We start from the raw sequence: 24,260 nt of genomic DNA on the forward strand, positions 1-24,260 counted from the left end.
GATGGTGTTGATGGAGTACCTCTCCGCGATGTCGGAGGTTGTAGTTGCTCATTTTGCGTTTGACGCCGCGCGGGTTGGTCCGACCTCGGCTGCTCACGCAGCGACCGCGGGCGATTTCCTCGAACAAGGCGTCGCGCCAGCAAGGCAGTCGCTCAGGGGGGAATGGCCGCGGCCTGCGGCATTTTTCGCTTGATCACTCGCACTGCGTGGGTGAAGCTCAAGCGATCCGGATCGAGTCCGCGTGGCCAGGCGGCTTGCGCCATGATTTGGCGAATCGCGAAGTGCGCCAGAAGCAGTCCCCAAAGTTCCTGCCTCACCAGTTCCGGTGTCTTGCTTCGCAGGACGGTGCTGTTGGCTCGCAGGTGCGTCTTGAATTCGGCGAAGACGCTCTCGACTTCCCAGCGTTCGTGGTAGAGCGCCGCCAGCTCGAGCGCCGGAGCATCCTCGGGATCCAGGATGTTGGTGACCAATCGGTAGCTGTCCTGTGTTGGCGTGGCGGAGTTGGTCAACAGGTACTCGACGATCCGAATCGTTTGCCCGACGCGCTCGCTCCTGCGATCGTCGCTGTCGAACACCGTACTGAGATAGGAGCCGTCCGGCAGCGCTTTTTCAATCGGCAGTTTGCTCGTAGACGGCACTCGCCATGCCAGTTTGGCACCGGTGGCGCACGCGATCTGCCAGAGCTTGAATCCGTAGAAGCCGCGGTCGGCAAGCACGAGCATGTTTGCTGTCAACTTCTGGGGCAGCAGTCGGCTCGCCATGACGCGTTCGCTCTGGCTGTAGGGGCCGATGTCGGCGGCCACAACGGCGTGGGTGCCGCACTCGACCAAGCCCAGCAGCCGGGCCTGTGGAAAGGCGCTCTGTCCGCGTGTGGCACTCGGGTAGCCGAAGTAAGAGGCGTTGGCCGCCTCGTCCGCCACGTCCATGCCGCTGCCATCCAAAGCCATCACGCGCAGCCCGCGATACCAAGCTCCAGGTGCCCCGGGCGCTGCAAGCGGCCGCAACACCCGATCAGCCAGTTGATGCATGACCTCGGCACCGAGCCGCGTGCGCGCCTGCGAAATCGCCGACTTGCTGGCCTGGACTGCACCAGCCCGGCTATCGCCGAGCCATTGCAGGCCCTCGCAAACGACGCGCAGAACCTCCTCCAGCGGCGCCTCCCGCCACAGCGCCAACGCCATCACGTAGTACACCACCGCCGGCGCTGGAAGAAGACGCTCGCGCTGGCTTGCTCGGCCTGTCTCGCTTAGCACCTCCTCGATCAGCGCCCGCGGACAAACGCTGGCCAAAACCCCCGCGCTGATCAGGTGTGCCACGTCAACCTGGGCCGGTAACGCCTTGCGTGTCCTGGCCATGCCTCATCCTCATCGACACCTCGATGAGGATGAATTATGACTGATTGCCTGCTATCTGAACAGTATTGCCATTAGGACCGGTACACGCGGCCGCGGCGGCCGTTTCAAGCCGTCGCCGTGGTCAAGACGATTTTGCCGAGATGGGCGCTGCTCTCCATCAGTGCATGGGCCTGATGCGCTTGCGACAAGGCAAAGGTGCGGTGGACGACGGGCTTGACGCGGCCGGATTCCAGCAGCGGCCAGATCGTTTCGCGTAGCGCATTTGCAATCGCCGCCTTGACCGCCAGGGGGCGGGCGCGGAGGGTCGACCCCGTGATCGTCAGCCGTTTGACCATGACGTCGCGCAGATTGATCTGCGCCTGCGCGCCCCGCATGGTGTTGATGTAGACGAGGCGGCCGTCCTCGGCCAGGGCGGTCAGGTTGCGCTGCACGTAATCGCCGCCCACCATGTCGAGAATCACGTCGACGCCTCTTCCGCCGGTGAGATCCCCAAGGACGGCGACGAAATCCTGCTCGGCATAGTGGAGGGCGCGCCGTGCGCCAAGCCGCTCGCAGAATGCGCATTTCTCCGCGCTGCCCGCGGTGACGTAGACGGGACTGCCGAGGGCCGAGGCCATTTGGATGGCGGCCACCCCGATGCCGCTCGAGCCGCCATGGACCAGGAGCGATTCCCCCTTTTGCAGTCTCGCCCGCTCGAACACATTGCTCCACACGGTGAACAAGGTTTCCGGCAGCGACGCGGCCTGGATTGCATCGAGGCCGCGCGGGATGGGCAGGCAAAGCGCGGCGGAAGCCACGCAATACTCCGCATAGCCCCCGCCCGTCACCAGGGCGCAGACCTGCGCGCCGAGAGCGGGCTCGCGCACGCCCTCGCCCTGCGCGACCACATGGCCGGCCACCTCCAGGCCGGGGATGTCGGATGCGCCGGGCGGGGGCGGATAGATGCCCTTGCGCTGCATGACGTCGGGCCGGTTGATGCCGGCGGCGGCGACCGCGATCAGGACCTCGCCCGGCCCGGGCGTGGGCCGGGGGCGTTCGGCGATGCGCAGCACATCCGGCCCGCCGGGCTGGCTGATCTCGACGGCCCGCATGGCGGGCTGGCTGGTTGCAGGCATGCGTTTCCCCTTGGAGGTCGGGTCTGGCTCAGATCAGGCCGGCGCCGCGCGCCCACTTGTATTTCGCGCCAAGAACCGCGACGGGAATCTCGGTCGAATAGGCATACGACGGAACGCCGTGCCGGTACAGGTATTCGGCCGCTTCCTCCACCTCGACGTCCCCGGCGAGCGAGGCGACGATGGGCTTCTCGATGCCTTTGGCCTTCATCTCCTCCTTGACCTCGATGACCAGCTTCGCGAACACCATGGGCGGGGTGATGATGGTGTGCCAGTAGCCGAGGATGATGGCATGGATGCGCGGGTCCTCCAGTCCGAGCCGTATAGTGTTGGCGTAAGTCGCCGGCGGCTCCCCCCCGGTGATGTCCACCGGGTTGCCGGCGGCGCCGAACGGCGGGATGAACTTGCGGAAGGCGGCGTCGAGATCGGCCGGCATGGTCATCAGCGACAGGCCGTTGTCGACGCAGGCGTCCGACAGCAGCACGCCGGAGCCGCCCGCGCCGGTGATGATGACGACGTTCTCGCCCTGCGGTGTGGGCAGCTTGGGGATGCCGCGCGCGAATTCCAGCAGGTCGCGCAGCGAACGGGCGCGGATCACGCCGGCCTGTTTGAACACGTCGTCGTAGATCTTGTCGTTGCCGGCCAGCGCGCCGGTGTGGGAACTCGCCGCGCGCGCGCCCAGACTGGTGCGGCCTGCCTTGAGCACCACCACGGGTTTTTTCTTCGACACCCGCCGCGCCACTTCGGCGAAGGAGCGCCCGTCCTTCAGGTCCTCGAAGTGCTGGGCGATGATCTCGGTGTTCTCGTCCTGCTCGAAGAAGGTCAGCAGGTCGTCCTCGTCGATGTCGGACTTGTTGCCCAGCCCGACGATGGCCGAGACGCCCATGCCCGCCGAGCGCGAGAAGCCGATGATGGCCATGCCGATGCCGCCGGACTGCGACGACAGCGCGGCCTTGCCCTTGACGTCGTAGGCGGTGCAGAACGTCGCGCACAGGTTCTTCGGCGTGTAGTAGAAGCCGTAGATGTTCGGCCCCATGAGGCGGATGTTGTACTGGCGCGCGATGCGCACGAGTTCGGTCTGTCCCTCGACATTGCCGGTTTCGGCGAATCCCGAGGGGATCAGCACGGCGCCGGGAATGCCTTTTTTGCCGACTTCGACCAAAGCCTGGGCGACGAGCTTGGCCGGAATGGCGAACACCGCGACGTCGATGTCGCCGGGCACGTCGAGCACGCTCTTGTAGGCCTTGCACCCCATGATCTCGTCGGCCTTGGGATGGATCGGATAGATCTTGCCCTGGTAGCCGCCGTTGATCAGGTTCTTCATGACCGAGTTGCCGATCTTGCGGTCTTCCGACGAGGCGCCGATGACCGCCACCGTGGCTGGGCGCATGATGCGGTTCATCTGGCGCACGATCTCGTCCTGGCTCGGGCGGAAGCGCTCGGGCTGCGGCGCGAAGTCGACCACGATGCGCACGTCGGCCGCCACCGCCCCTTTCGCGCTGGCGAACACGGGGTTGAGGTCCATCTCGGCGATTTCCGGGAAGTCGGCAATCAGCTGCGACACGCGCTCGATCATCGCCGACAGCGCGGCGCGATCGACCGGTTCGGCGCCGCGCACGCCCTTGAGGACTTCGGCGGCCTGGATGCTATCGAGCATGGACAAGGCTTCGCCCTGCGCCAGCGGCGCCAGGCGGAATGTGACGTCCTTGAGCACCTCGACCAGGATTCCGCCCAGGCCGAAGGCCACCAACTTGCCGAAGGAGGGGTCGGTCACCGCGCCGATGATCACCTCCTGCCCGCCGCCGATCATCTGTTGCACCTGCACGCCGAGCAAGCGGGCCTGCGGGTTGTGCTTCGCCGCGTTGGCCATGATGGTGACGAAGCCGCGCTCGACCTCGGCCGCCGACCTGAGCCCCACCAGCACGCCGCCCGCCTCGGTCTTGTGCAGGATTTCGGGGGACACGATTTTGAGCACCACCGGGAAACCCATGTCCTGCGCGAGCTTGGCCGCGTCCGCCGCCGTGGCGGCCACGCCTTCCTTGGGCACGGCGATGCCGTAGGCGTCGCACACCAGCTTGCCCTCGGGCGCGGTCAGCGCGTCGCGCCCCTCGGCCCTGACCTGATCGAGAATGCGCCGCACCGCAGTCTTGTCGCCGGCCGCCTTCGCCGGCGCCGAACCCCCGTAGCCGCCACCGCCCGACTTCGCCTCGCGCCGAATCTGCCCTTCTACCGTTTTCTCGTATGCCATGGTTGTCTCCAGTATTGGTTGGGGCGTGGCCCGCGCGCGGCGGGCGCCGCCTGTCGCGCCGTCAAATCACGCCGGCCGCGCGCATTTCCGCGATCTGCGCCGGCGTGTAGCCCAGCTCGGCCATCACGTCGTCGGTGTGTTCGCCCAGCAGGGGCGAGCGTCTGACTTCGGTCGGGCTGTCCGACAGCTTGATCGGATTGCCGACCGAGAGGTATTTGCCGCGCTTGGGATGGTCCACCTCGACGATGGTCCCGGTCTTGCGCAGCGATTCGTCTTCCGCGATTTCCTTCATCGACAGGATCGGCCCGCAGGGGATGTCGTACTGGTTGAGGATCTCCATGGCCTCGAACTTGGTCTTGGTCATGGTCCACTGCTCGATCGTGGCGAACACTTCGGCCAGCCGCGGCAGCCGCGCGGCGGGCGTTGCGTAGTCGGGGTTGGTGATCCAGTCTTCCTTGCCGATGACCTTGCAGATGGCCTGCCACACCGGCGCCTGGGTGATGAAGTAGATGTAGGCGTTGGGGTCGTGCTCCCAGCCCTTGCACTTCAGGATCGAGCCGGGCTGGCCGCCGCCCGAGGCGTTGCCGGCACGCGGCACCGCCTCGCCGAACTGGCCGTCGGGGTACTGCGGGTATTCCTGCAGCACGCCGTTGCGCGCAAGCCGCTGCTGGTCGCGCAGCTTGACGCGGCAGAGGTTGAGCACCCCGTCCTGCATGGCCGCCATCACCCGCTGCCCGCGGCCGGTGCGAACCCGCTGATAGAGCGCGGTCACGATGCCCAGCGCCAGATGCAGGCCCGTTCCGCTGTCGCCGATCTGGGCGCCGGTGACCAGCGGCGGCCCGTCGTCGAAGCCCGTGGTCGACGCGGCGCCGCCGGCGCACTGCGCCACGTTCTCGTAGACCTTGCAATCCTCGTAGGGTCCGGGACCGAAGCCCTTGATCGAGGCGACGATCATGCGTGGATTGAGCTGCTGGATGCGCTCCCAGGTGAACCCCATGCGGTCCAGCGCGCCGGGGGCGAAGTTCTCCACCAGCACGTCGCACTTGCGCACCAGCGCCTCGAGGACCTCCTTGCCCTGCGGGGTCTTGGTGTTGATCGTGATCGACCGCTTGTTGTGGTTGAGCATCGTGAAATACAGGCTGTCCACGTCGGGGATGTCGCGCAGCTGCCCGCGCGTGATGTCGCCTTCTCCCGCGCGCTCGACCTTGACGACGTCGGCACCGAACCAGGCCAGCAACTGCGTGCAGGTCGGACCGGATTGCACATGCGTGAAGTCGAGAATGCGTACACCTTCCAATGCCTTGCCCATCTGGCTTCTCCCTGTGCTGTTCACTTGTACATGGTCTGGTTCTTCGTGCCCGGTGCGTATTCGCGCGGGTCGACCCAGATGTTGACCACGGCGGAGCGCCCGGTGCGGTGGATGGACTCGCGCGCGCGCCGCAGCGCCGCGGCGATCTGGCCCGGGTCGCGCACCTCCTCGCCGTAGCCGCCGAGCATCTCGGCGAACTTGCCGAACGGGATGTCGCCGAGCAGGTTGCCGACGTTGCCGCGCGCCTCGCCGTACTTCGCCAGCTGGCCGTAGCGGATCTGGTTCATCGCCGAGTTGTTGCCGATGACCGCGAGGTAGGGCACGCCGAAGCGGTTGGCCGTTTCCATGTCGAAGGCGGTCATGCCGAACGAGCCGTCGCCGTAGTAGCAGAGAACCTCCTTGCCCGGGTTGGCCAGCCCGGCCGCGATGGCGAAGCCGGTGCCCACGCCGAGCGAACCCAGCGCGCCGGGATCCATCCAGTGTCCGGGGCGGCGCGGGCGCACCGCTTGCGCCGAGATGGTGACCACGTCGCCGCCGTCGCCGATGTAGATCGTGTCGTCGGTCAGGAATTCGTTCAGCTCGTAGGCCACGCGGTAGGGGTGGATCGGCGTGTTCTCGGACTTGAACAGCGGCATGAGTTTTTGCGTGGCCACGTCCTCGGCCTCGCTCAGCTGCTGCATCCATTGCCGCCGTGCCTGGCGCTTGTCGTTCTTGATGCGTCCGCTGGCGGCCTGCAGCACCGCGCCGAGGATGGCGCCGGGATCGCCGACCAGGCCTAGGTCGATGTCGCGGTTCTTGCCGACGGTGCGGTAGTCCATGTCGATCTGCACCAGCGTCAGCTCCTTGCTGATGCGCTTGCCGTAGCCCATGCGGAAGTCGAACGGCGTGCCGACGATGACGATGACGTCGGCGTTGGCGAAAGCCTGCGAGCGGGTGCGGTCGAAATGGTGGGGGTCGCCGGGCGGCAGCAGGCCGCGGCTGGCGCCGTTGAAATAGCCCGGGATGTCGAGCCCGCGCAGTAAAGCCACGGCTTCCTGGTGGCCGCGCGCGGTCCACACCTGCTGGCCATAGAGGATGGCGGGCCGTTCGGCATGGACCAGGATGTCGGCCAGCTTCTCGATGTCGCGCGGGTCGCCGATCGACTTGGTCGAGGCGCGGTAGTGGCCGGGGCGTGGAATGATGGCGCGCGTCACATCGATTTCGCGGTCCAGCACGTCGCGCGGAATTTCCAGATAGCTCGGGCCCGTGGCGCCGTTGAAGCATTCGCGCACCGCCATCGAAATCATGTCCGCCACGCGCTCGGTGCTGGGCACGCTGGCGGCGAACTTGGTGATCGGCGACATCATGTCCACATGGGGCAGATCCTGCAGCGAGCCCATCTTGTGCTGGCTGAGCGCGCCCTGGCCGCCGATGTGCAGGATGGGGCTCTCGGAGCGGAACGCCGTCGCCACCCCCGTCACGGCGTTGGTGCAGCCCGGACCGGCGGTGGTCACCACGCAGCCCAGCTTGCCGGTCTGGCGGGCATAGCCGTCCGCGGCATGCGCCGCGACCTGTTCGTGGCGCACGTCGATGATGCGTATGCCTTCGTCGATGCAGCCGTCGTAGATGTCGATGATGTGGCCGCCGCAGAGGGTGAAGATGGTGTCGACCCCCTCGTTCTTCAGGGCCCTGGCCACCAGGTGCCCGCCGGAAATGACCCCCGCGGCCCTGTTTTTCTGCTTCAGTGTGTCGTCGGCCGTGGTCGTTGCCGCTGCCGTTTCTGCAATCGCTGCTGCTGACATGGTTGTCTCCTTCATTAAGAACGCTTCGCGCCCGATTTCAAAAAGCGTCAGGAGTGCCGTGGATGGCGCCTCCGCATGCATGAACGGCTCGAGATTGACGGTGTGCGGCAAGGCCCGATCGACCAGAAGCTCATTTCAATTTTCAACACAATATGTGATATATCAGACGAAAGCAAGCCCTATCTTCTTGAGGATTTCAAAGCTTGTCAAGGTTGGCTGGCTGCGTCCGGGCTGCGTCAAGCGATGCCCCAGGCGCGACCGTGCCGGAACGGTCCAAGGCTTGGGCTGGACGCGGGGGCGCGAAGTCGCCGGCTGATGGCCCGGGTTGCGCGAACCCAGGGCCGCCCGCCGGGCGCGGGTGGAGAACTCGCGCGAACAGGCCCTAGGCTTTGTGCAGCAGGTCGCGGTGCAGGCGTAAGGCTTCGAGGACGATGGCGTCGAGCCCCTCGCCATGCCCTGCATCGATATGCGCGAGCAGCGCGGCGCGCATGCGGCGCTCCCAAAAGCGCTGGATGTGCAGCGCGATGCCTTGCAGCGCCTCGGCGCGGTCGGGCATGGCGGCGAAGAACTGGCCGATGCGGTTGGCCATGCGCACGAGATTGTCGGTATCCACGGGTCAATCCTTGGTGTCGAGAACCATGTGTTGCGGATGGGCATACACCACCAGATTGCCTTGCCGGGCCAGCCCGGCGAGGCACATGCCGGCGTGATGCGCGGTCTGCGCGGCGAGCTGGGTCGGCGCCGAGACCGCGGCTAGCAAGGGCACGCCGGCGACGGCCGCCTTTTGCACCATCTCGACGCTGGCGCGGCTGGTGATCGCGATGAAGCCGCCGTGGGCCTCGATGCCGGCGCGCGCCAGGGCGCCGATCAATTTGTCGAGCGCGTTGTGGCGGCCGACGTCTTCGCGCACGAGACGCACCTCGCCGACGGGCCCGCACCAGGCGGCGGCATGGGTGGCGCCGGTGGCTTGGCCGAGGACCTGGCGCTCGCGCATGCCGTGCATGGCGCGCGCCACCGCGGTGCTGCGAATGGGAGGGCCGGGGCGTACCCGGGGCGCGGGTCGCAGCACCTGTTCCAGGCATTCGGTGCCGCAGATGCCGCAGCCGGTGCGTCCGGCCAGCGTGCGGCGCCGTTGCTTGAGTCGGGCGAAACAGCGCGACGACACCTCCATGCTCACCGTCAACCCCTCGGCGCAGGCAAGCACCTCGCAGTCGTAAAGGTCGCTGGCATGGTCGAGCAGGCCTTCGCTCAGACTGAATCCGAGCGCGAAATCCTCCAGGTCCATCGGCGTGGCGAGCATCACCGCATGCGAGATGCCGTTGAACTCCAAGGCCACCGGAACCTCCTCGGTGAGCCAGTCCATCTCGTTGCTGCACAAGCCGTCCCGCAGGCGCAGCACCGGCGCCAGACGGGCGCCGCCGGGCAGTGGGGCGTCGTTCACGTTCATTTGGCCGGCACCGAGTCGGCGGCGTGGCGGCTGGCGAGCAGCTCGGCCTGCTGGGCGTTGAATCGCTTGTATTCGCGCTGCCAGCGCGAGGGCTGCGCCACGGGCATGACTTGCACCGCCGTGACCTTGTATTCCGGGCAATTGGTGGCCCAGTCCGAACTGTCGGTGGTGATGACGTTGGCGCCCGATTCCGGGAAGTGGAAGGTGGTGTAGACCACGCCCGGGGCGACGCGCTCGGTGACGGTGGCGCGCAACACGGTGTCGCCCGCGCGGCTCTGGATGCCGACCCAGTCGCCATCGCGGATGCCGCGCTCCTCGGCGTCGTGCGGATGGATCTCCAGCCTGTCCTCGTCGTGCCAGAGATTGTTCGGCGTGCGCCGCGTCTGCGCGCCGACGTTGTACTGGCTGAGGATGCGTCCGGTGGTCAGCAGCAGGGGGAATTTGCGCGTGACCTTCTCGTCGGTCGGCACGTATTGCGTGATGATGAAGCGGCCCTTGCCGCGCACGAAGCGCTCGCGGTGCATGATGGCGGTGCCCGCTTCGTCGGTGGTCTCGTTGCACGGCCATTGCAGGCTGCCCAGGCGTTCGATCTTCGCGTAGGTCACGCCGCGGAACGTGGGCGTGAGCGCGGCGATCTCCTGCATGATCTGCTCGGGGTGGTCGTAGCGCATCGGATAGCCCAGCGCCTCGGCGAGCCGCACCGTCACTTCCCAGTCGGCCAGGCCGGCCTGCGGCGGCATCACCTTGCGTACCCGCGAGATGCGCCGTTCGGCGTTGGTGAAGGTGCCGTCCTTCTCCAGGAAGGACGAGCCGGGCAGGAACACGTGGGCGTACTTGGCGGTCTCGTTCAGGAAAATGTCCTGCACGACGATGCATTCCATCGCCGACAGCGCCGCCGCCACGTGCTGGGTGTCAGGGTCCGACTGCACGATGTCCTCGCCCTGGCAGTACAGCCCCTTGAAGCTGCCGTCCAGCGCGGCGTCGAACATATTGGGAATGCGCAGGCCCGGCTCGGGGTCGAGGCGCACGCCCCAGGCGGCCTCGAAGTCGCCGCGCACCGTGCTGTCGGAGATGTGGCGGTAGCCGGGCAGCTCGTGGGGGAAGGAACCCATGTCGCAGGAGCCCTGCACGTTGTTCTGGCCGCGCAGCGGGTTGACGCCCACGCCCTCGCGGCCGATGTTGCCGGTGGCCATGGCGAGGTTGGCGATGCCCATGACCATGGTCGACCCTTGCGCGTGCTCGGTGACGCCCAGGCCGTAGTAGATGGCCGCGTTGCCGCCGGTGGCGTACAGGCGCGCGGCGGCGCGCAACTCGGCCGCGGGTACGCCGCAGACGTCTTGCACGGCCTCGGGAGCGTTCTCGGGCCTGGCGACGAATTCGCGCCACGTCTCGAAGGACTTGTCGTCGCAGCGCTCGGCGATGAAGTCCGCGGCCAGCAGGCCCTCGGTGACGATGACGTGCGCCAGCGCCGTCACCACCGCGACGTTGGTGCCGGGCCTGAGCTGGAGATGGTGGTCGGCGCGCACATGCGGCGACTGCACCAGGTCGATGCGGCGCGGGTCGATCACGATGAGCTTGGCGCCCTGGCGCAGGCGTCGCTTCATGCGCGAGGCGAACACCGGGTGCGCATCGGTCGGGTTGGCGCCGATGACCATGATCACGTCGGCTTTTTCCACCGACTTGAAAGTCTGCGTGCCGGCCGAGGTGCCGTAGGTCTGGCCCAGACCGTAGCCGGTGGGCGAGTGGCACACGCGGGCGCAGGTGTCGACGTTGTTGTTGCCGAAGGCGGCGCGCACCAGCTTCTGCACCAGGTAGGTTTCCTCGTTGGTGCAGCGCGAGGAGGTGATGCCGCCCACGGCTTCGCGGCCGTAGCGGGCCTGGATGCGCTTGAACTCGCTCGCGGCGTAGGCAATCGCCTCGTCCCAGCTCACCTCGGTCCACGGGTCGGTGATCGACTTGCGGATCATGGGCTTGGTCATGCGGTCCTTGTGCGTGGCGTAGCCCCAGGCGAAGCGGCCCTTGACGCAGGAGTGGCCCTCGTTGGCCTTGCCGTCCTTCCACGGCACCATGCGCACCACTTCGCTGCCCTTCATCTCGGCCTTGAAGCCGCAGCCCACGCCGCAATAGGCGCAGGTCGTGATGATGCTGTGCTCGGGCTGGCCGAGTTCGATCACGCTTTTTTCTTGCAGCGTGGCGGTCGGGCAGGCCTCGACGCAGGCGCCGCAGCTCACGCACTCGCTGTCCATGAAGGGCTGGTCCTGGCCCGGCGAGACGCGGCTGTCGAAGCCGCGGCCGCTGATGGTCAGGGCGAACGTGCCCTGGGTTTCCTCGCACGCACGCACGCAGCGGCTGCAGACGATGCACTTGCTCGGGTCGTAAGTGAAGTAGGGGTTGGATTCATCCTTCTTCGCGTCGCAGTGGTGGGCACCCGCGGCGGCACCGACCCCGTAGCGCACGTTGCGCAGGCCGGTGACGCCGGCCATGTCCTGCAATTCGCAGTTGCCGTTGGCGCTGCAGGTCAGGCAGTCCAGCGGGTGGTCGGAGATGTAGAGCTCCATCACCCCCTTGCGCAGATCCTGCAGCTTCGGCGTCTGGGTGCGCACCTTCATGCCGGCCTCGGCCGGCGTGGTGCAGGAGGACGGGTAGCCTTTGCGGCCCTCGATCTCCACCAGGCACAGCCGGCAGGAGCCGAAAGGCTCGAGGCTGTCGGTGGCGCACAGCTTGGGAATCTGGATGCCGGCCTCGGCGGCGGCGCGCATCAGCGAGGTGCCTCGCGGCACGGTCACTTCGAAGCCGTCGATGTCCAGCGTGACCTCGGCCTCGGCCTCGCGCCGCGGCGTGCCGTAATCGATGTCGTGTTTCAGGTGGTCGAGCATGGCGTGTCTCCTTGTCTCAGGCGGCCTGTTGGTCCGGCGTTTCGAGGCCGAAGTCCTGCGGGTAGTGGTTCAGCGCCGACAGCACCGGGTAGGGCGTCATGCCGCCCATGGCGCACAGGCTGCCGTGGACCATGGTGTCGCACAGATCGCGCAGCAGATGCACCTGCTGCGCGCGGTTCTGGTTGTTGCGGATCCGGTCGATGACTTCCACGCCGCGCGTGGAGCCGATGCGGCAGGGCGTGCATTTGCCGCAGGACTCGATGGCGCAGAACTCCATGGCGTAGCGCGCGAGCCGGCTCATGTCGGCGGTGTCGTCGTGCACCACGATGCCGCCGTGCCCAAGCACCGCGCCGACCGCCGCATAGGCCTCGTAGTCCAGCGGGATGTCCCACTGCGAAGGCGGCACGTAGGTGCCCAGCGGGCCGCCGACCTGCACCGCCTTGATGGGCCGACCCGAGGCCGTGCCGCCGCCGAAGTCGTGCAACAGCTCGCGCAGCGTCAGGCCGAATGCCTTCTCGACCAGGCCGCCCTGCCTGACATTCCCCGCGAGCTGGAACGGCAGGGTGCCGCGCGAGCGGCCCATGCCGTAATCGCGGTAGAACGCCGCGCCGCGCGCCAGGATGAGCGGCACGCTGGCCAGGGTGATGACGTTGTTGATCACGGACGGCTGGCCGAACAGCCCGGCGACGGCCGGCAGCGGCGGCTTGGCGCGCACGATGCCGCGCTTGCCCTCCAGGCTTTCCAGCATGGCCGTTTCCTCGCCGCAGACGTAGGAGCCCGCCGCCTTGCGCACCTCCAGATGGAAGGCGCGGCCCGAACCGCACAAGTTCGCGCCAAGAAACCCGGCCGCTTCGGCGCGGGCGATGGCCTCGCGCATGGCGGCGATGGCATGCGGGTATTCCGAGCGGATGTAGACGTAGCCGCGCGTGGCGCCCACCGCGAGGGCGGCGATGGCCATGCCCTCGATCAGCATGTAGGGATCGCCTTCCATCACCATGCGATCGGAGAAGGTGCCCGAATCGCCCTCGTCGGCGTTGCACACCACGTATTTCTGCGCTGCGCCGGCCTGCAGCACGGTCTTCCACTTGATGCCGGCCGGGAAGGCCGCGCCGCCGCGCCCGCGCAGGCCGGACTGCGTCACCTGCTCGACGATGGCGGCGCCATCCAGCGCCAGGGCGCGCCGCAGGCCCTCCCAGCCTTCGTGCGCGGCGTAGTCGTCCAGCGAGAGCGGATCGGTCACGCCCATCCGGCGAAAGGTCAGGCGCTCCTGCTTGGCCAGGAAGGGGATCTGCTCGGTCGGACCCAGGCTCAGCGCATGGGCGCCGCCGTGCAAAAAGCCCGCGTCCAGCAATCCGGGGACGTCCTCGGCGGCCACCGGACCGTAGGCGACGCGGCCGTGCGGCGTGGCGACTTCCACCAGCGGCTCCAGCCAGAACATGCCGCGCGAGCCGTTGCGCACCAGTTCGACGGCTAGGCCGCGCCGGGCGCATTCGGCCTGCAGCATGGCGGCCACTGCGTCGGCGCCCACCGCCAGCGCCGCGGCATCGCGCGGCACGAAGACTTTCACGGCTTGGCTCATGTCAGCACCTTCAGTTGCGTGGCGATGCGGTCGAATTGGTCCGCGGTGACCCGCGCATGCGGCGTGCCGTCGACCAGCATCGCCGGCGACGAGGCGCACAGCCCGAGGCAGTACACCGGCTCCAGCGTGACCGCTCCATCGGCGCGGGTGCCGTGTTGCGCGCAGCCGAGCGCTTGCTCGGCGTGTTCCATCAGGGCCTCGGCGCCGCGCGCCTGGCAGGCCTCGGCGCGGCACACCTGCACCACATGCCGGCCGGCGGGCTCGGCGCGGAAGTGGTGGTAGTAGGTGATGACGCCATGCACCTCGGCGCGCGAGAGGTTGAGGCCCTCGGCGATCAGCGCCACGGCGTCGGCGGGGATGTGGCCCAGCGCGTCCTGCACCGCGTGCAACAGCGGCAGCAAGGCGCCGGCTTGTGCGCCGTGGCGGGCGATCAAGGCGCGCACCACCTCGGCATGCGGCTGCGCGGCGGATGGTGGGTTGTGGTTCGGTTCGGTCATGCTGTCTCCTCGTGTCGCATCCTGCCCCGGCGGTCTGCGCCGCTGGGAAGAATATGCCGCGCTATGCATAATGTCATCCAACTCGAGACGTCAATCTACGCGGCTGCCCCAGGTGGCGCAATATGCGCTTGCGGGCCATCAAGCTTGCGGTTGACAGCACGATCCTTATGCCGCGTGACGCTTAAAGGGGATACCCGGATGCACAAGGTTTCGATCCGTCCGCAGTGGACCATCCAGCACGCCGGAGGCCAGGTGCTGTCGCCGCGGCTGTTGGCGCTGCTGGTCCAGGTGCACGAATGCGGCAGCCTGTCGACGGCCTGCCAGCGCACGGGCTCCTCGTACCGCCACGCCTGGGACCTGGTGCGCCAGGGCGAGGCCATGTTCGGCATGCCGTTGTTGCAGATGGAGCGCGGCAAGGGCTCGAAATTGACGGCGCTGGGCGAGAAGCTGGTGTGGGCCGACCGCCGCATCGCCGCGCGTTTGACCCCCGCGCTGGACACGTTGGCGTCGGAACTGGAGGTGGAGATCCAGAGCGTCGTCGCCACCAACCCCGCCTTGCTGCGCGTGCACGCCAGCCATGGCTTCACCATCGAGAAATTGCTCGACGCCCTGGCGGCCGACCATGTGGTGGTCGAGCGCAAGTACGTCGGCAGCCAGGAAGCCGTGGCCTCGCTGCATGACGGCACCTGCGATTTGGCGGGTTTCCACGTTCCGCTCGGCGACTTCGAGGCACGGGTGCTGCAGCACCATATGCGCTGGCTCGACCCGCGCACCAGTCGCGTCATCTGCCTGGCCGTGCGGCGCCAGGGCCTGATGGTGGCGCCGGGCAATCCGCGCAAGATCTACGACATGCGCGATCTCGTGAGGCCGGACGTGCGCTTCATCAACCGCCAGATCGGCTCCGGAACGCGCATCCTGCTTGAGTGCCTGCTCGACCAGGCCGGCATCGTCCCGGCGCAGATCAACGGCTTCGAGCACGGCGAATACACCCACGCTGCGATTGCCGCCTACGTCGCCAGCGGCATGGCCGACGTCGGCCTCGGCGTGGAGCCGCCGGCGCGGCAGTTCAAGCTCGACTTCATTCCCGTGGCCAGCGAGCGCTACTTCCTGCTCTGCCATGAACAGTCGCTGGCCAAGCCCCAGATGCAGGCCATGCTGGGCATTCTGCGCCGCCGGGAGTTCCAGGACGCGGTGAATCAGCTTCCCGGTTACAGCTTCGTCGAATCCGGCACGATGATCCAGACCCTGCGCCAGGCTTTCCCGAACCACAAATTGCCGCCGAAACGAAGCCAGCCTGGCGTTGAACGCCCGGGGGCTTGAAGCGGCTGCGCGGTGCAGAACCGCTCATGCTGTTGGTGCCGGATTGGGGGTAGTCCGGCAGATGCCGTTGCATAAGGAGATAACCGTCTATTTCTTATTAGAGATTTGTTAAATATGGATGATCGAATTAATTTGTTTGTTTTCCAGGCCGACCATGCGCTAGCTTACGCATCCGCCCTGGAATGCAGGGATTTTTGAGGAGACCTAGGAGACCGTCGGACTTAAGCCCGAGGGGCGGGTGGCGGCGGCGAGCGGCGCGGTTTTTGCGTGACCCGGCACGCCGCCAGCGTCTTCATCACTTGCACAGGCTCCTGGGCGGCCCGTTGGGGCGCGTAGCAGGTCGTGCGGTGGGGCGTGATCTGGGCGCACTTCCCCCTTTGCTCGTCACCTGGCGCGCAGCACATGCATGCGCTTGATGTTCCAGGCCATGGTCACGAGGTTCCACTCGCCTTGCGCCTTGTGCAGTCCGCGCATGCTCATCTGACGCCAGCCCATGACGTGCTTGATGATGCCGAACACGGGCTCGACGGTCTGCTTGCGCAGTTTGTACAGCGCCCGGCCTGCCTGTGTGGACAGGCGGTGGGCCATGTTGGCGACCGGCTCCGCAGTTCGCGGCGCGTCGGGGTCGGGCCCAAACCGTTCGGCCAGTGGCACGTGATGCGACTCGCGCTTCATCGCCAGCAGCGGCTCGATTCCCGCCTGCACGCAGGCGACCACGTTCGCCTGGCTGCAAAAGCCGTTGTCGGCGACCAGGGTCTGCACGGTGCCCAGCGCCTCGGGCAACGCCGCTATCTGCTCCAGCGTGGGCACCACTTCGCGCTTGTCATTGCAGGACTGCGTGACGTGCGCGGTGACCACCATCATCGTCTCGATGTCCACGCCGGCTTGGGCGTTGTAGCTCTGCTCGAAGCCGCCGCCGGACACCGGCATGATGCGCGACTCCTCGTCCGTCAGGTTGACCTGGTCGCCGTCCTGGGGACCGGCCTGGGGCGGCTCGGGATCCCGCCCGCGCGGCTTCTTGCCAGCCTCGCGCTGGGCGCGGCGCTTGGCCTCTTTGGCCTCAAACTCCTGCTGCTCCGCCTTGAATCGTTCGGCGGCGCGTTGCGCAATCTTGGCCTTGGCCTGCGCGATGGCGCGCAGACGGTCCTCGCGGCGGGCAATCTCGGCGGGCACATCCATGCCATCGGGCGCGCTGGATCCATCATCCTTCTCCGCCCGCGCCAACAGGTCCTGGACTTCCTGGCGCAACTGCGCCTCGATCTTGTTGGCATGACCCCACGACAGCGCCTTGTGCTTGCTCGCGTTGGCTCCAATCTTGGTGCCGTCCAGCGCAATGTGACCGAGCTTGAGTAACTTCATCTCGCGCGCCAGCACCAGCACCTGCACGAACAGCGCCTCGATCTCCTTCAGAAAGCGCCGACGGAACGTCGCCAGCGTGTCGTGATCGGGATGCGTATTGGCCGCCACAAAGCGGAACGCCACCGAGTCGTAGGTCGCGCGTTCGATCTTGCGGCTCGAATGCACCCCGTTGGCATACCCGTAGATCAGCAGCCCCAGCAGCACCGCAGGGTGATGCGCGGCAGAGCCACGGCCCGCGTACTGCTTGACCAGATCGTCCAGATCAAGCCGATCAATCACTTCGACCACAAAGCGCGCAAGGTGATCACTGGGCAACCACTCGTCCACCGAAGGCGGCAGAAGGTAGGCCGTGTCTCGATCAACACAAACAAAGCGGCTCATCGCGAGGAACTCCTCAATGCACTGTCGCCATTGTCTCGGATTGATCCATCAGGCGTAAGCCTGGAAAGTCCGACAGCCTCCTAGAGTGAACATGTTGAAATCCTGGCTGACAACGATTTTGGGCACGGTGGCCATTCTGGGGGCAGCCCCCGTTTATGCCGCCACGCAGCCCGATCCCATTCACATCGACATCCCGGTGCATTTCAAGAACAACGAGGCTTATGTCGTCTTCAACCTGGATCACCCGGCGTTTGTCGGCGATCATCCCGTCGGCATGCTGTACATGCATCTGCTGGCCGATCACATGAAGGCGATGGGAACCAAGGGGAAGATCATCGGCGTTTTCCATGGCCCGGCTGCGTATATGGTGCTCAATGACAAGGCTTATGACGAAGCCCGCCATGTTACGACAGGTAATCCTTATGCACAATTGGTTGCCGGTTTGGAAAAACAAGGTGTGCAAATCGAGGAATGCGGGTATTCCATGAAAGTCCACCACTGGGGTAATGCAAACCTGCTGCCGGGTGTTCTGGTGAATTCAGGCGCCATCGGGCGTATCACCCAACTTGTGCAGGAAGGCTACGTGCAAATCCAGCCATAACCCATACCCGGGTTATCCCGGGTATTTTGCGACAGGCGGCATACATCGCCGGCCGCCTGTCGCAGCGGGCCTTCTGCTATCCAGCCTGCGCTCTCAATACATCTTGTAGGGCAGGAATTTGCCGCTCATCGTGATGTTGACGCGGTCGCCCTTGGGGTCGGGCTCGCGGCTGAGGTCCATCTTGAAGTCGATGGCGCTCATGATGCCGTCGCCGAACTCCTCGTGGATGAGTTCCTTGAACGTGGTGCCGTAGACGTTGATCAGTTCGTAGAAACGGTAGATCAGCGGGTCGGTGGGTACGGCCGTGGGCAGCGAGCCCTTGTAGGGCACGACCTGCAGCAGTTTCACGGCCTCATCGGGCAGGTCGAAAAGCTTGCCCAGCGTGGCCGCCTGCGCGGCGGTGAAAGTCATCTGGCCGAGACAGCCTGCGGTCACCCATTCCTTGCTCTGGCCCACCGTCTCGGCAATCTCGGCCCAGCTCAGGCCTTTGCTGATTTTGGCGGCGATGATGGCTTCGGTCACGTCGTTGCGGGTCATGTCAGCTCCTTGGAGCGTTGTGGATTGAAAAGGGATCGGGCGATCGGCAAGGCTCATGCAGCGCACGCCTGTTGGTTTTGGCGCGGTTGCACCAAGCGTTGCTGCGGCGCTAGCGATACCGCGTGGAGCAGCATCTCAGGCGAGGCCTGCGCATCCAGACCTGGCCGCACCAGGGGAATATGGTGCGCATCGTAGCCCGAGATCGACGGCGGATGCGTTTGCGCGCGGCGCATCAGAAAGTCCACCAGGTGGTTGCGGATGCGGTAGTACTGCGGGTCGTGGTGCAGGGTTTCGCGGGTACGGCTACGCGACATGGTCACCTCCACCATCTCGGCGATCTTGGCATGTGGGCCGTTGCTCATCAACAGGATGCGGTCAGCCAGCAGGATGGCTTCGTCGACATCGTGCGTGATCATGAACACGGTCTGCTGCGTGGCGTGCACGATGGCCAGAAGCTCGTCCTGGATGGTGCCGCGCGAGAGCGCGTCCAGTGCGCCGAAGGGTTCGTCGAGCAGCAGCATCTTGGGGCTGATGGCGAACGCGCGTGCGATGCCCACCCGCTGTTTCATGCCGCCCGAGAGTTGATGCGGCTTCTTGCCGGCCGCGGCAGCCAGGCCCACCATCTCCAGGAATTTCAGACTGTGGGTTCGGATCTGTTCCCGGCTCCACTGGGGCCAGCGTGAGCCCACCGCGAAGGCCACGTTGCCCAGCACCGTGCGCCAGGGCATGAGGGCGTGGCCTTGAAATACCACGCCGCGCTCCAACGATGGCCCGCCGACCTCGCGTCCATCCATGAACACATGACCGCCATCTGCCTGCTCAAGCCCGGCCAGAACATTGAGGATGGTCGTCTTGCCGCAACCCGAATGACCGATGATGACGACGAATTCCCCTCTGTCGATGGTGAAGTGAACGTCGTCGAACACGGCGGGTCCGGGCGTGCCGTCCGAACCTGGGTAGCTTTTGGACAGGGCTTCGACGCGCAGGAAATGTTGGGTCATCGCATCACTCCGCATAAGTCACCAGGCGCAGCAGACGGGCAAACAACAGGTCGAGCAGCATGCCCACGAGGCCGATGAGCACGATGGCGAATATCACGCTGGGCAGGGCGAGGTTGTTCCATTCGTTCCAGACGAAGTAGCCGATGCCGGTGCCACCGACCAGCATTTCCGCAGCCACGATCACCAGCCAGGCGATGCCCATGGAAATGCGCATGCCGGTGAGGATGGTGGGCGCAGCGGCGGGTAGGATGACCTGGAAGGCGCGCTTGAACGCACCTACTTCCAACGTGCGGGCGACGTTCAGCCAGTCGCGCCGCACCGAGGCCACGCCGAAGGCGGTGTTCACCAGCATGGGCCAGATGGAGCAGATGAAGATGACGAACACACCCGAGACGTCGGCGTTTTTCAGGGTGTAGAGCGCGATCGGCATCCACGCTAGCGGCGAGATGGGCTTGAGCACCTGAATGAACGGGTCGAGCGCGCGTCGCAGCAGTGGGAACATGCCGATCACGAAACCCAGCGGCAAGGCGACGAGCACGGCCAGGCCGAAGCCAGCGCCAACGCGCGCCAGGGAATACGCGAGCTGCAGGCCGATGCCCTTGTCGTTCGGGCCGTGGTCATAGAACGGATGGCGCAATTCCCTGATGAAGGTGGACGCCACTTGCGCGGGCGTGGGAAAACCATCGGACTTGGCTGCGCCATGGCCCATCAGCGCGGCGTATTCGGCGCTCACGCCGGGAGGTGGTTTCGAAGGCTTTGGCAGGGTAAGCATTTGCCAAATTCCGACCAGCAGGACGAACAGCGCCACGGACAGCAGTGCCGACGACCAGGCCAAAGGCAGGCGCATAGGACGCATGACGGATTTCCTAGGTCTTTCCGATTACAGGAAGGCTCCTGAGATAGCGCTCAGGCTGAAGCGGGTCGAACAACTCGCCGAGGATGGCGTAGTTCTCCATGTTCCGGCTTGGGGCTTCCATACCGAGCTGCTTCATGGCCTTGCGTGCATCTGTCGCAAGGTAGATCTTTTCGGCGATGCCCTTGTAGTTCACGTCGCCCTTCACATACCCCCAGCGCTTCATCTGCGTCAGAATCCAGACCGCCATCGAGGGCCATGGGAAAGGTTGGAAGGCGATGCGGTCGGGGGCCGTCCTGACATTGCCGAGACCGTCCGCGTAGGTGCCGGTGAGCACCTGTTTGATCACGATCTTCGGCTGATTGAGGTACTGTGGCGCGGATAGCGTGTCGACCACGGCGTCACGGTTCGCCGCAACATTCAGGTATGCCGCCGACTTGAGCATACCCTTGTACAGCGCAGCAAAGGTGTTGGGGTGGCTGCGCACGAACGAGGCTTCGACCGCGAAAGTGCAGCAGGGATGGCCACGCCACAGATCCAGGGTGAGAAGGTGGATGAAGCCGATGCCCTCGAACACCGCGCGCTGGTTGAAGGGCTCAGCGACGATGAAACCGTCGATGTTGCCGCTGGCCAGATTGGCCAGCATATCGGGCGGTGCCATCACGCGCAGTTGCACATCGTGATCGGGATCGACACCGTGCTGGACCAGATAGGCGCGCAAGAGATAGTTATGGATCGAATAGTCGAACGGAATGGCCAGACGGAAATCTTTCCAAAGCCTGGGGTCGCGCTTGTTCTTGTGCTTGACGCTGAGCGTGATCGCGCTGCCGTTGAGGTTGTCCATCGACGCGGCATAGGTCTCGCTGGGGGCCGAACCGGCCCCCATACTGATGGCCAAGGGCATGGGCGCCAGCATCTGTGCGGCATCGAAGTCGCCGTTGATGGTCTTGTCCCGTACCAGTGCCCAGCCGGGGGTTTTGAGTAACTCGACATTCAAGCCGGCTTGTTCGAAATAGCCGCTTTGCTTGCCGATGATGATGGGGCTGGCACACGTGATCGGGAGGTAACCGATCTTGAGATCCTTCTTCTCGGGGACGCCGACGGGCTCTTGCGCCATGGCTTCCAGTGCGCCGAATGGCACGAATTGCGACAGCGCGGCCAGGGCGGTGTTGCGACCGACCGCGCGCAGGAAACGACGGCGCTCGCCGTCGTCGGGGAAGATCGCGCGCATCACGGCGGTCTCGATGGCGCGCCGGTTGAGTTGCAGCGGGTCCGTCGTGTCGATGCGATCCTCGGCATCATGTGCGGCTTGGCTGACATGGCGGCCGCAGGCACAGGCGCCGAGGCGGACATAGGGGTTGAAGGGATCGTCGTGAACGCTCATGGAGGGTCTTTATCGTCGGTGTCGCGTGCGTGGTTTCGCACAAAGGGTCATCGTCTGGTGATGACGTGGATCTGCAACTTGTGTGCCAATGACTGGTCTCTTGGCCGTGGTGGATTCTCAGAACACCAGCAGTTCGAAGTCGGCTTTGGTGACCCCGCAGTCCGGGCAGTACCAACCGTCCGGGATGTCTTCGAAACGGGTCCCTGCAGGGATGCCGTCGTCGGGCATGCCAGCCACGGGGTCGTAGACCAGGCCGCAGACCTTGCACACCCATTGACGCGTGTCGTCTACGGGAGAATCGGGCGGTGCATGGGGCGGGCCGCTGGCGGCGAATTCGGTGTTCATGGCGTGTGGAGGATCGGGGAAAAGGGGCGGCGTGTTCCGTCGGTTGTCTGGCGGCCCCGCCGCCGGCGGCGCATCATGCAGCGGCCGCGAGTTCGGGCATCCCGCTCTCGATTGGCAGGGAGAAGTCGCGCGACCATTCGTTCCACGAGCCGAAGTACATCTTCACGTCCGTGATGCCGGCCTGCTGCAGGGCCAGATAAGTGTTGGAGGCTCGCGCGCCCTTGAAGCAGTACAGGTAGACCGTGGATTCGGGCGTGATCCCGGCGGTGGCGCATTCAGCCAGGATCTCTTCGGGCTCCTTGAACATCTGGCCCTGCGGTGTCGGCTTCATCATGCGGTACCACTCGATCCAGCGCGCGCCTGGTATGCGGCCCTTGCGCGGGCAATAGTCCTTGCCATAGGGCGAGGAACTGGTACCGACCCATTCGTCGACGTCGCGCACGTCCAGGATGACGATGGACGGGTTGTCGAGAGCGGCGAGCATCTGCTGCTTGTCGACCATGACGGCTTCGGCGCCGGCTTTGAGCGGGAATGGTGCCGGAGTGGGCTTGGGCGACTCCATACTCACTGGCATGCCGGCATCCACCCAGGCGGCATAGCCGCCGTGCAGCACCTTTACCTTGGGGTAGCCCAGATAGGTGAGCAGGAAATAACCGCGGCAGGACTGGCCGAAACCGCTGTTCATCGATTCCTCGTACAGCACCGCGGTTTCCTTGCCGGACAGACCGGCGGCGCCGAACTCGTCAGCGAAGCGCTTTTCGAGTTCCTCGCGGCCTTCCGGCGTGGAGGTGGCCAGGTAGGTGAAGATGTCGCGCATGTTCACTGCGCCGGGCAGATGGCCCGCGGCGTAGGCATCGGGGTCGCGCGTGTCGATGATGACCATGGGCTCGGTCGTCATGCCGGCGGCGAGTTCGGCCGGGGAAAGCAGAATGCGTTCGCTCATGTTGGCTGCTCCTGGATGGGCTGGGGACGTGAAGGAGTGGTGCGCATTGCATGGGAGGGAGGATGGCAGCGCGCGCCGTGGCGTGTGTGCGGCGACGGCTTCAGGCCGCACAGACCGCCTGGCCCGATTCGAGCCGGGCGATTTCTCGGCGCAGGTGCTTGGTCGCGGGCGTGACGATGGCGACGAAATACGCCTCGCGAACCCGCCGCTGCGCTGGACTTTTCTGCAGATAACCCTTGGCCCCGAGGTGCAGCAGGGCGCTTTGTGCGGCGCGCAGCGCAAGCTCCCCGCCGCGCAGGCGCAGTTTCAGGATGTCGAGCACGATGTCGGCCAACGGGTTGGCTTGCAGCGTGCGCGCGGCGACAAGGGTGTGATCGCGCAGGTCGGCCAGTTCGGGCGCGAGGTCATCCACCTGGTCGTCCAGGTAGCGGTTGACGTGCGCATGGGTGCGGTTGGATTGCTTCATCAGGTCCAAGCAGGCCTGGGCCAGGCCCAGGCACATGCCCATCTGGCCCAGGATCATGCCGGGCTTGATACGCCGCACATAAGCCTTGGACTGGCCGGGGTGCGAAAGCACCATGCCATCGGGCACGAAGGTGTTCTTGAAGTGGCAGGCCAGGGTGCGCGTGCCGTCGATGGCCATGAAATGCGCGCAATCCACCATCTTGAATCCGGTGGCGTTGCAATCGACGATGATGAAGACCAGCCCATCGTCGCCGGGGCCAGCGGCCTCCACCGGGCAACCGGTGGCGAAGACATGGTCGGGCCCGAGGTTGGACACCCAGGGCAGCACGCCGTTGATGACATAGCCACCTTCCACCCGTCTGGCCGAGAGGCGGAACGCCTCCACCGCGTCGCAGGACTTCACCGTGTTGGAAAGCCCGGTTCCGGCCAGCAACGCGCCACGCGCGATGTGCGGCAGCAGGTCGCGCTTGAGTTCTGCGTTCTCGCTCATCTCGATGTAGCGCGCGCATGCCGTCTGGCACCAGACGAGGAAGCCGGTGGATAAGCAGGTCTGGGACACCAAATCCATGGTTTCGATCACCTGCATCAGACCCAGGCCGTTGCCACCATGCTCTGGCGAGGCGGCACCACCAAAACCGCCCGCCGCGCCCAATTCGCGCAGAAAGCCTTCCGGGTAGGCGGCCTTGAGATCAATGTCCAACACCTGGGGCGCCAGGACTTCGGCCACCAGCCGGTGCAGCGTGGCGTGGTAGCCGCCGGATGCCGTGGGGGGCGCGGCTTGAACGGGGAGCTGCGCGGCGAGGGACGCCGTTCGGGCCAGGGACAGGGCGGTCATGGGCTTGGTTCGATCTGCGAGGTGGGCAGGTT

General features: G+C 65.8%; 20 protein-coding genes. 2 read left to right on the forward strand and 18 right to left on the reverse strand.

What is annotated here, in order from left to right; all coding sequences use genetic code 11:
* Positions 1–152: 152 nt before the first annotated feature.
* The 10 genes from THIARS_RS07355 to THIARS_RS07400 form a co-directional block, all read right to left on the reverse strand.
* Positions 153–1,355, reverse strand: coding sequence for an IS4 family transposase (locus tag THIARS_RS07355; protein ID WP_094159105.1), 1,203 nt, complete (start codon positions 1,353–1,355; stop codon positions 153–155).
* A gap of 104 nt (positions 1,356–1,459) precedes the next feature.
* Positions 1,460–2,446: an NAD(P)H-quinone oxidoreductase gene (locus THIARS_RS07360; RefSeq protein ID WP_094160683.1), complete on the reverse strand. Its 987-nt coding sequence runs from the start codon at positions 2,444–2,446 to the stop codon at positions 1,460–1,462.
* 52 nt (positions 2,447–2,498) lie between these two features.
* Complete coding sequence (locus tag THIARS_RS07365) at positions 2,499–4,715, reverse strand: acetate--CoA ligase family protein (RefSeq protein ID WP_094160047.1); 2,217 nt, start codon at positions 4,713–4,715, stop codon at positions 2,499–2,501.
* Positions 4,716–4,776: 61 nt separating this feature from the next.
* Entirely contained in the window at positions 4,777–6,024 is a 1,248-nt protein-coding gene (gene frc / locus THIARS_RS07370) for a formyl-CoA transferase (RefSeq protein ID WP_094160048.1), read from the reverse strand.
* 20 nt (positions 6,025–6,044) lie between these two features.
* A complete protein-coding gene (locus tag THIARS_RS07375; RefSeq protein ID WP_094160684.1) occupies positions 6,045–7,805 on the reverse strand; it encodes a thiamine pyrophosphate-binding protein in 1,761 nt (586 codons plus the stop codon).
* Between the two features lie 382 nt (positions 7,806–8,187).
* Positions 8,188–8,418 (reverse strand): formate dehydrogenase subunit delta, encoded by a 231-nt coding sequence (locus THIARS_RS07380; RefSeq protein ID WP_094160049.1) that lies wholly within the window; start codon positions 8,416–8,418, stop codon positions 8,188–8,190.
* Between the two features lie 3 nt (positions 8,419–8,421).
* Positions 8,422–9,252, reverse strand: a complete 831-nt coding sequence (fdhD, locus tag THIARS_RS07385) for a formate dehydrogenase accessory sulfurtransferase FdhD (RefSeq protein ID WP_094160050.1) — start codon at positions 9,250–9,252, stop codon at positions 8,422–8,424.
* On the reverse strand, positions 9,249–12,128 hold the full coding sequence (fdhF, locus tag THIARS_RS07390; protein WP_094160051.1) for a formate dehydrogenase subunit alpha: 2,880 nt from the start codon (positions 12,126–12,128) through the stop codon (positions 9,249–9,251). The genes fdhD and fdhF overlap by 4 nt, the downstream gene beginning before the upstream one ends.
* A 16-nt stretch (positions 12,129–12,144) precedes the next feature.
* Complete coding sequence (locus tag THIARS_RS07395) at positions 12,145–13,707, reverse strand: formate dehydrogenase beta subunit (protein WP_094160052.1); 1,563 nt, start codon at positions 13,705–13,707, stop codon at positions 12,145–12,147.
* Positions 13,704–14,204: a formate dehydrogenase subunit gamma gene (locus THIARS_RS07400; protein WP_094160053.1), complete on the reverse strand. Its 501-nt coding sequence runs from the start codon at positions 14,202–14,204 to the stop codon at positions 13,704–13,706. Before THIARS_RS07400 ends, THIARS_RS07395 begins: the two co-directional genes overlap by 4 nt.
* Positions 14,205–14,402: 198 nt before the next feature.
* On the opposite strand from THIARS_RS07400, the gene THIARS_RS07405 reads away from it, so the two are divergent.
* Positions 14,403–15,524, forward strand: coding sequence for a substrate-binding domain-containing protein (locus THIARS_RS07405; RefSeq protein WP_094160054.1), 1,122 nt, complete (start codon positions 14,403–14,405; stop codon positions 15,522–15,524).
* A 384-nt stretch (positions 15,525–15,908) separates the two neighbouring features.
* On the opposite strand, the gene THIARS_RS07410 is transcribed toward THIARS_RS07405, so the two are convergent.
* Complete coding sequence (locus THIARS_RS07410) at positions 15,909–17,264, reverse strand: IS1182 family transposase (RefSeq protein WP_094159249.1); 1,356 nt, start codon at positions 17,262–17,264, stop codon at positions 15,909–15,911.
* A gap of 94 nt (positions 17,265–17,358) precedes the next feature.
* Between THIARS_RS07410 and THIARS_RS07415 the strand changes: the two genes are divergently transcribed.
* Positions 17,359–17,865: a DsrE family protein gene (locus THIARS_RS07415; protein WP_186436590.1), complete on the forward strand. Its 507-nt coding sequence runs from the start codon at positions 17,359–17,361 to the stop codon at positions 17,863–17,865.
* A 93-nt stretch (positions 17,866–17,958) separates the two neighbouring features.
* Here the strand turns inward: THIARS_RS07415 and cynS are convergent, their stop codons facing one another.
* From cynS to THIARS_RS07450, 7 genes are all read right to left on the reverse strand, one after another.
* A complete protein-coding gene (gene cynS / locus THIARS_RS07420) occupies positions 17,959–18,402 on the reverse strand; it encodes a cyanase (RefSeq protein WP_094160056.1) in 444 nt (147 codons plus the stop codon).
* Positions 18,403–18,455: 53 nt separating this feature from the next.
* Complete coding sequence (locus tag THIARS_RS07425; RefSeq protein WP_094160057.1) at positions 18,456–19,403, reverse strand: ABC transporter ATP-binding protein; 948 nt, start codon at positions 19,401–19,403, stop codon at positions 18,456–18,458.
* 4 nt (positions 19,404–19,407) lie between these two features.
* Entirely contained in the window at positions 19,408–20,250 is an 843-nt protein-coding gene (ntrB, locus tag THIARS_RS07430; RefSeq protein ID WP_425444240.1) for a nitrate ABC transporter permease, read from the reverse strand.
* Positions 20,251–20,269: 19 nt separating this feature from the next.
* Positions 20,270–21,640 carry a CmpA/NrtA family ABC transporter substrate-binding protein gene (locus tag THIARS_RS07435; RefSeq protein WP_094160059.1) on the reverse strand — a complete coding sequence of 457 codons (1,371 nt, stop codon included), beginning with the start codon at positions 21,638–21,640 and terminating at the stop codon, positions 20,270–20,272.
* A 117-nt stretch (positions 21,641–21,757) separates the two neighbouring features.
* Positions 21,758–21,985, reverse strand: a complete 228-nt coding sequence (locus THIARS_RS07440) for a rubredoxin (RefSeq protein ID WP_094160060.1) — start codon at positions 21,983–21,985, stop codon at positions 21,758–21,760.
* A gap of 73 nt (positions 21,986–22,058) precedes the next feature.
* On the reverse strand, positions 22,059–22,928 hold the full coding sequence (locus tag THIARS_RS07445) for a sulfurtransferase (RefSeq protein ID WP_094160061.1): 870 nt from the start codon (positions 22,926–22,928) through the stop codon (positions 22,059–22,061).
* A 100-nt stretch (positions 22,929–23,028) separates the two neighbouring features.
* Positions 23,029–24,228: an acyl-CoA dehydrogenase family protein gene (locus THIARS_RS07450; RefSeq protein ID WP_094160062.1), complete on the reverse strand. Its 1,200-nt coding sequence runs from the start codon at positions 24,226–24,228 to the stop codon at positions 23,029–23,031.
* Positions 24,229–24,260 lie beyond the last annotated feature (32 nt).

The organism is Thiomonas delicata, assembly GCF_900088825.1.
GTDB lineage: Bacteria > Pseudomonadota > Gammaproteobacteria > Burkholderiales > Burkholderiaceae_C > Thiomonas_A > Thiomonas_A delicata.

What these genes read in the sequence shown, in the direction of transcription:
- THIARS_RS07355 (WP_094159105.1), bottom strand. Translation starts at nt 1,355, where the DNA reads ATGGCCAGGACACGCAAGGCGTTACCGGCCCAGGTTGACGTGGCACAC.
- THIARS_RS07360 (WP_094160683.1), bottom strand. Translation starts at nt 2,446, where the DNA reads ATGCGGGCCGTCGAGATCAGCCAGCCCGGCGGGCCGGATGTGCTGCGC.
- THIARS_RS07365 (WP_094160047.1), bottom strand. Translation starts at nt 4,715, where the DNA reads ATGGCATACGAGAAAACGGTAGAAGGGCAGATTCGGCGCGAGGCGAAG.
- frc (WP_094160048.1), bottom strand. Translation starts at nt 6,024, where the DNA reads ATGGGCAAGGCATTGGAAGGTGTACGCATTCTCGACTTCACGCATGTG.
- THIARS_RS07375 (WP_094160684.1), bottom strand. Translation starts at nt 7,805, where the DNA reads ATGTCAGCAGCAGCGATTGCAGAAACGGCAGCGGCAACGACCACGGCC.
- fdhD (WP_094160050.1), bottom strand. Translation starts at nt 9,252, where the DNA reads ATGAACGTGAACGACGCCCCACTGCCCGGCGGCGCCCGTCTGGCGCCG.
- fdhF (WP_094160051.1), bottom strand. Translation starts at nt 12,128, where the DNA reads ATGCTCGACCACCTGAAACACGACATCGATTACGGCACGCCGCGGCGC.
- THIARS_RS07395 (WP_094160052.1), bottom strand. Translation starts at nt 13,707, where the DNA reads ATGAGCCAAGCCGTGAAAGTCTTCGTGCCGCGCGATGCCGCGGCGCTG.
- THIARS_RS07400 (WP_094160053.1), bottom strand. Translation starts at nt 14,204, where the DNA reads ATGACCGAACCGAACCACAACCCACCATCCGCCGCGCAGCCGCATGCC.
- THIARS_RS07405 (WP_094160054.1), top strand. Translation starts at nt 14,403, where the DNA reads ATGCACAAGGTTTCGATCCGTCCGCAGTGGACCATCCAGCACGCCGGA.
- THIARS_RS07410 (WP_094159249.1), bottom strand. Translation starts at nt 17,264, where the DNA reads ATGAGCCGCTTTGTTTGTGTTGATCGAGACACGGCCTACCTTCTGCCG.
- cynS (WP_094160056.1), bottom strand. Translation starts at nt 18,402, where the DNA reads ATGACCCGCAACGACGTGACCGAAGCCATCATCGCCGCCAAAATCAGC.
- THIARS_RS07425 (WP_094160057.1), bottom strand. Translation starts at nt 19,403, where the DNA reads ATGACCCAACATTTCCTGCGCGTCGAAGCCCTGTCCAAAAGCTACCCA.
- ntrB (WP_425444240.1), bottom strand. Translation starts at nt 20,250, where the DNA reads ATGCGCCTGCCTTTGGCCTGGTCGTCGGCACTGCTGTCCGTGGCGCTG.
- THIARS_RS07435 (WP_094160059.1), bottom strand. Translation starts at nt 21,640, where the DNA reads ATGAGCGTTCACGACGATCCCTTCAACCCCTATGTCCGCCTCGGCGCC.
- THIARS_RS07440 (WP_094160060.1), bottom strand. Translation starts at nt 21,985, where the DNA reads ATGAACACCGAATTCGCCGCCAGCGGCCCGCCCCATGCACCGCCCGAT.
- THIARS_RS07445 (WP_094160061.1), bottom strand. Translation starts at nt 22,928, where the DNA reads ATGAGCGAACGCATTCTGCTTTCCCCGGCCGAACTCGCCGCCGGCATG.
- THIARS_RS07450 (WP_094160062.1), bottom strand. Translation starts at nt 24,228, where the DNA reads ATGACCGCCCTGTCCCTGGCCCGAACGGCGTCCCTCGCCGCGCAGCTC.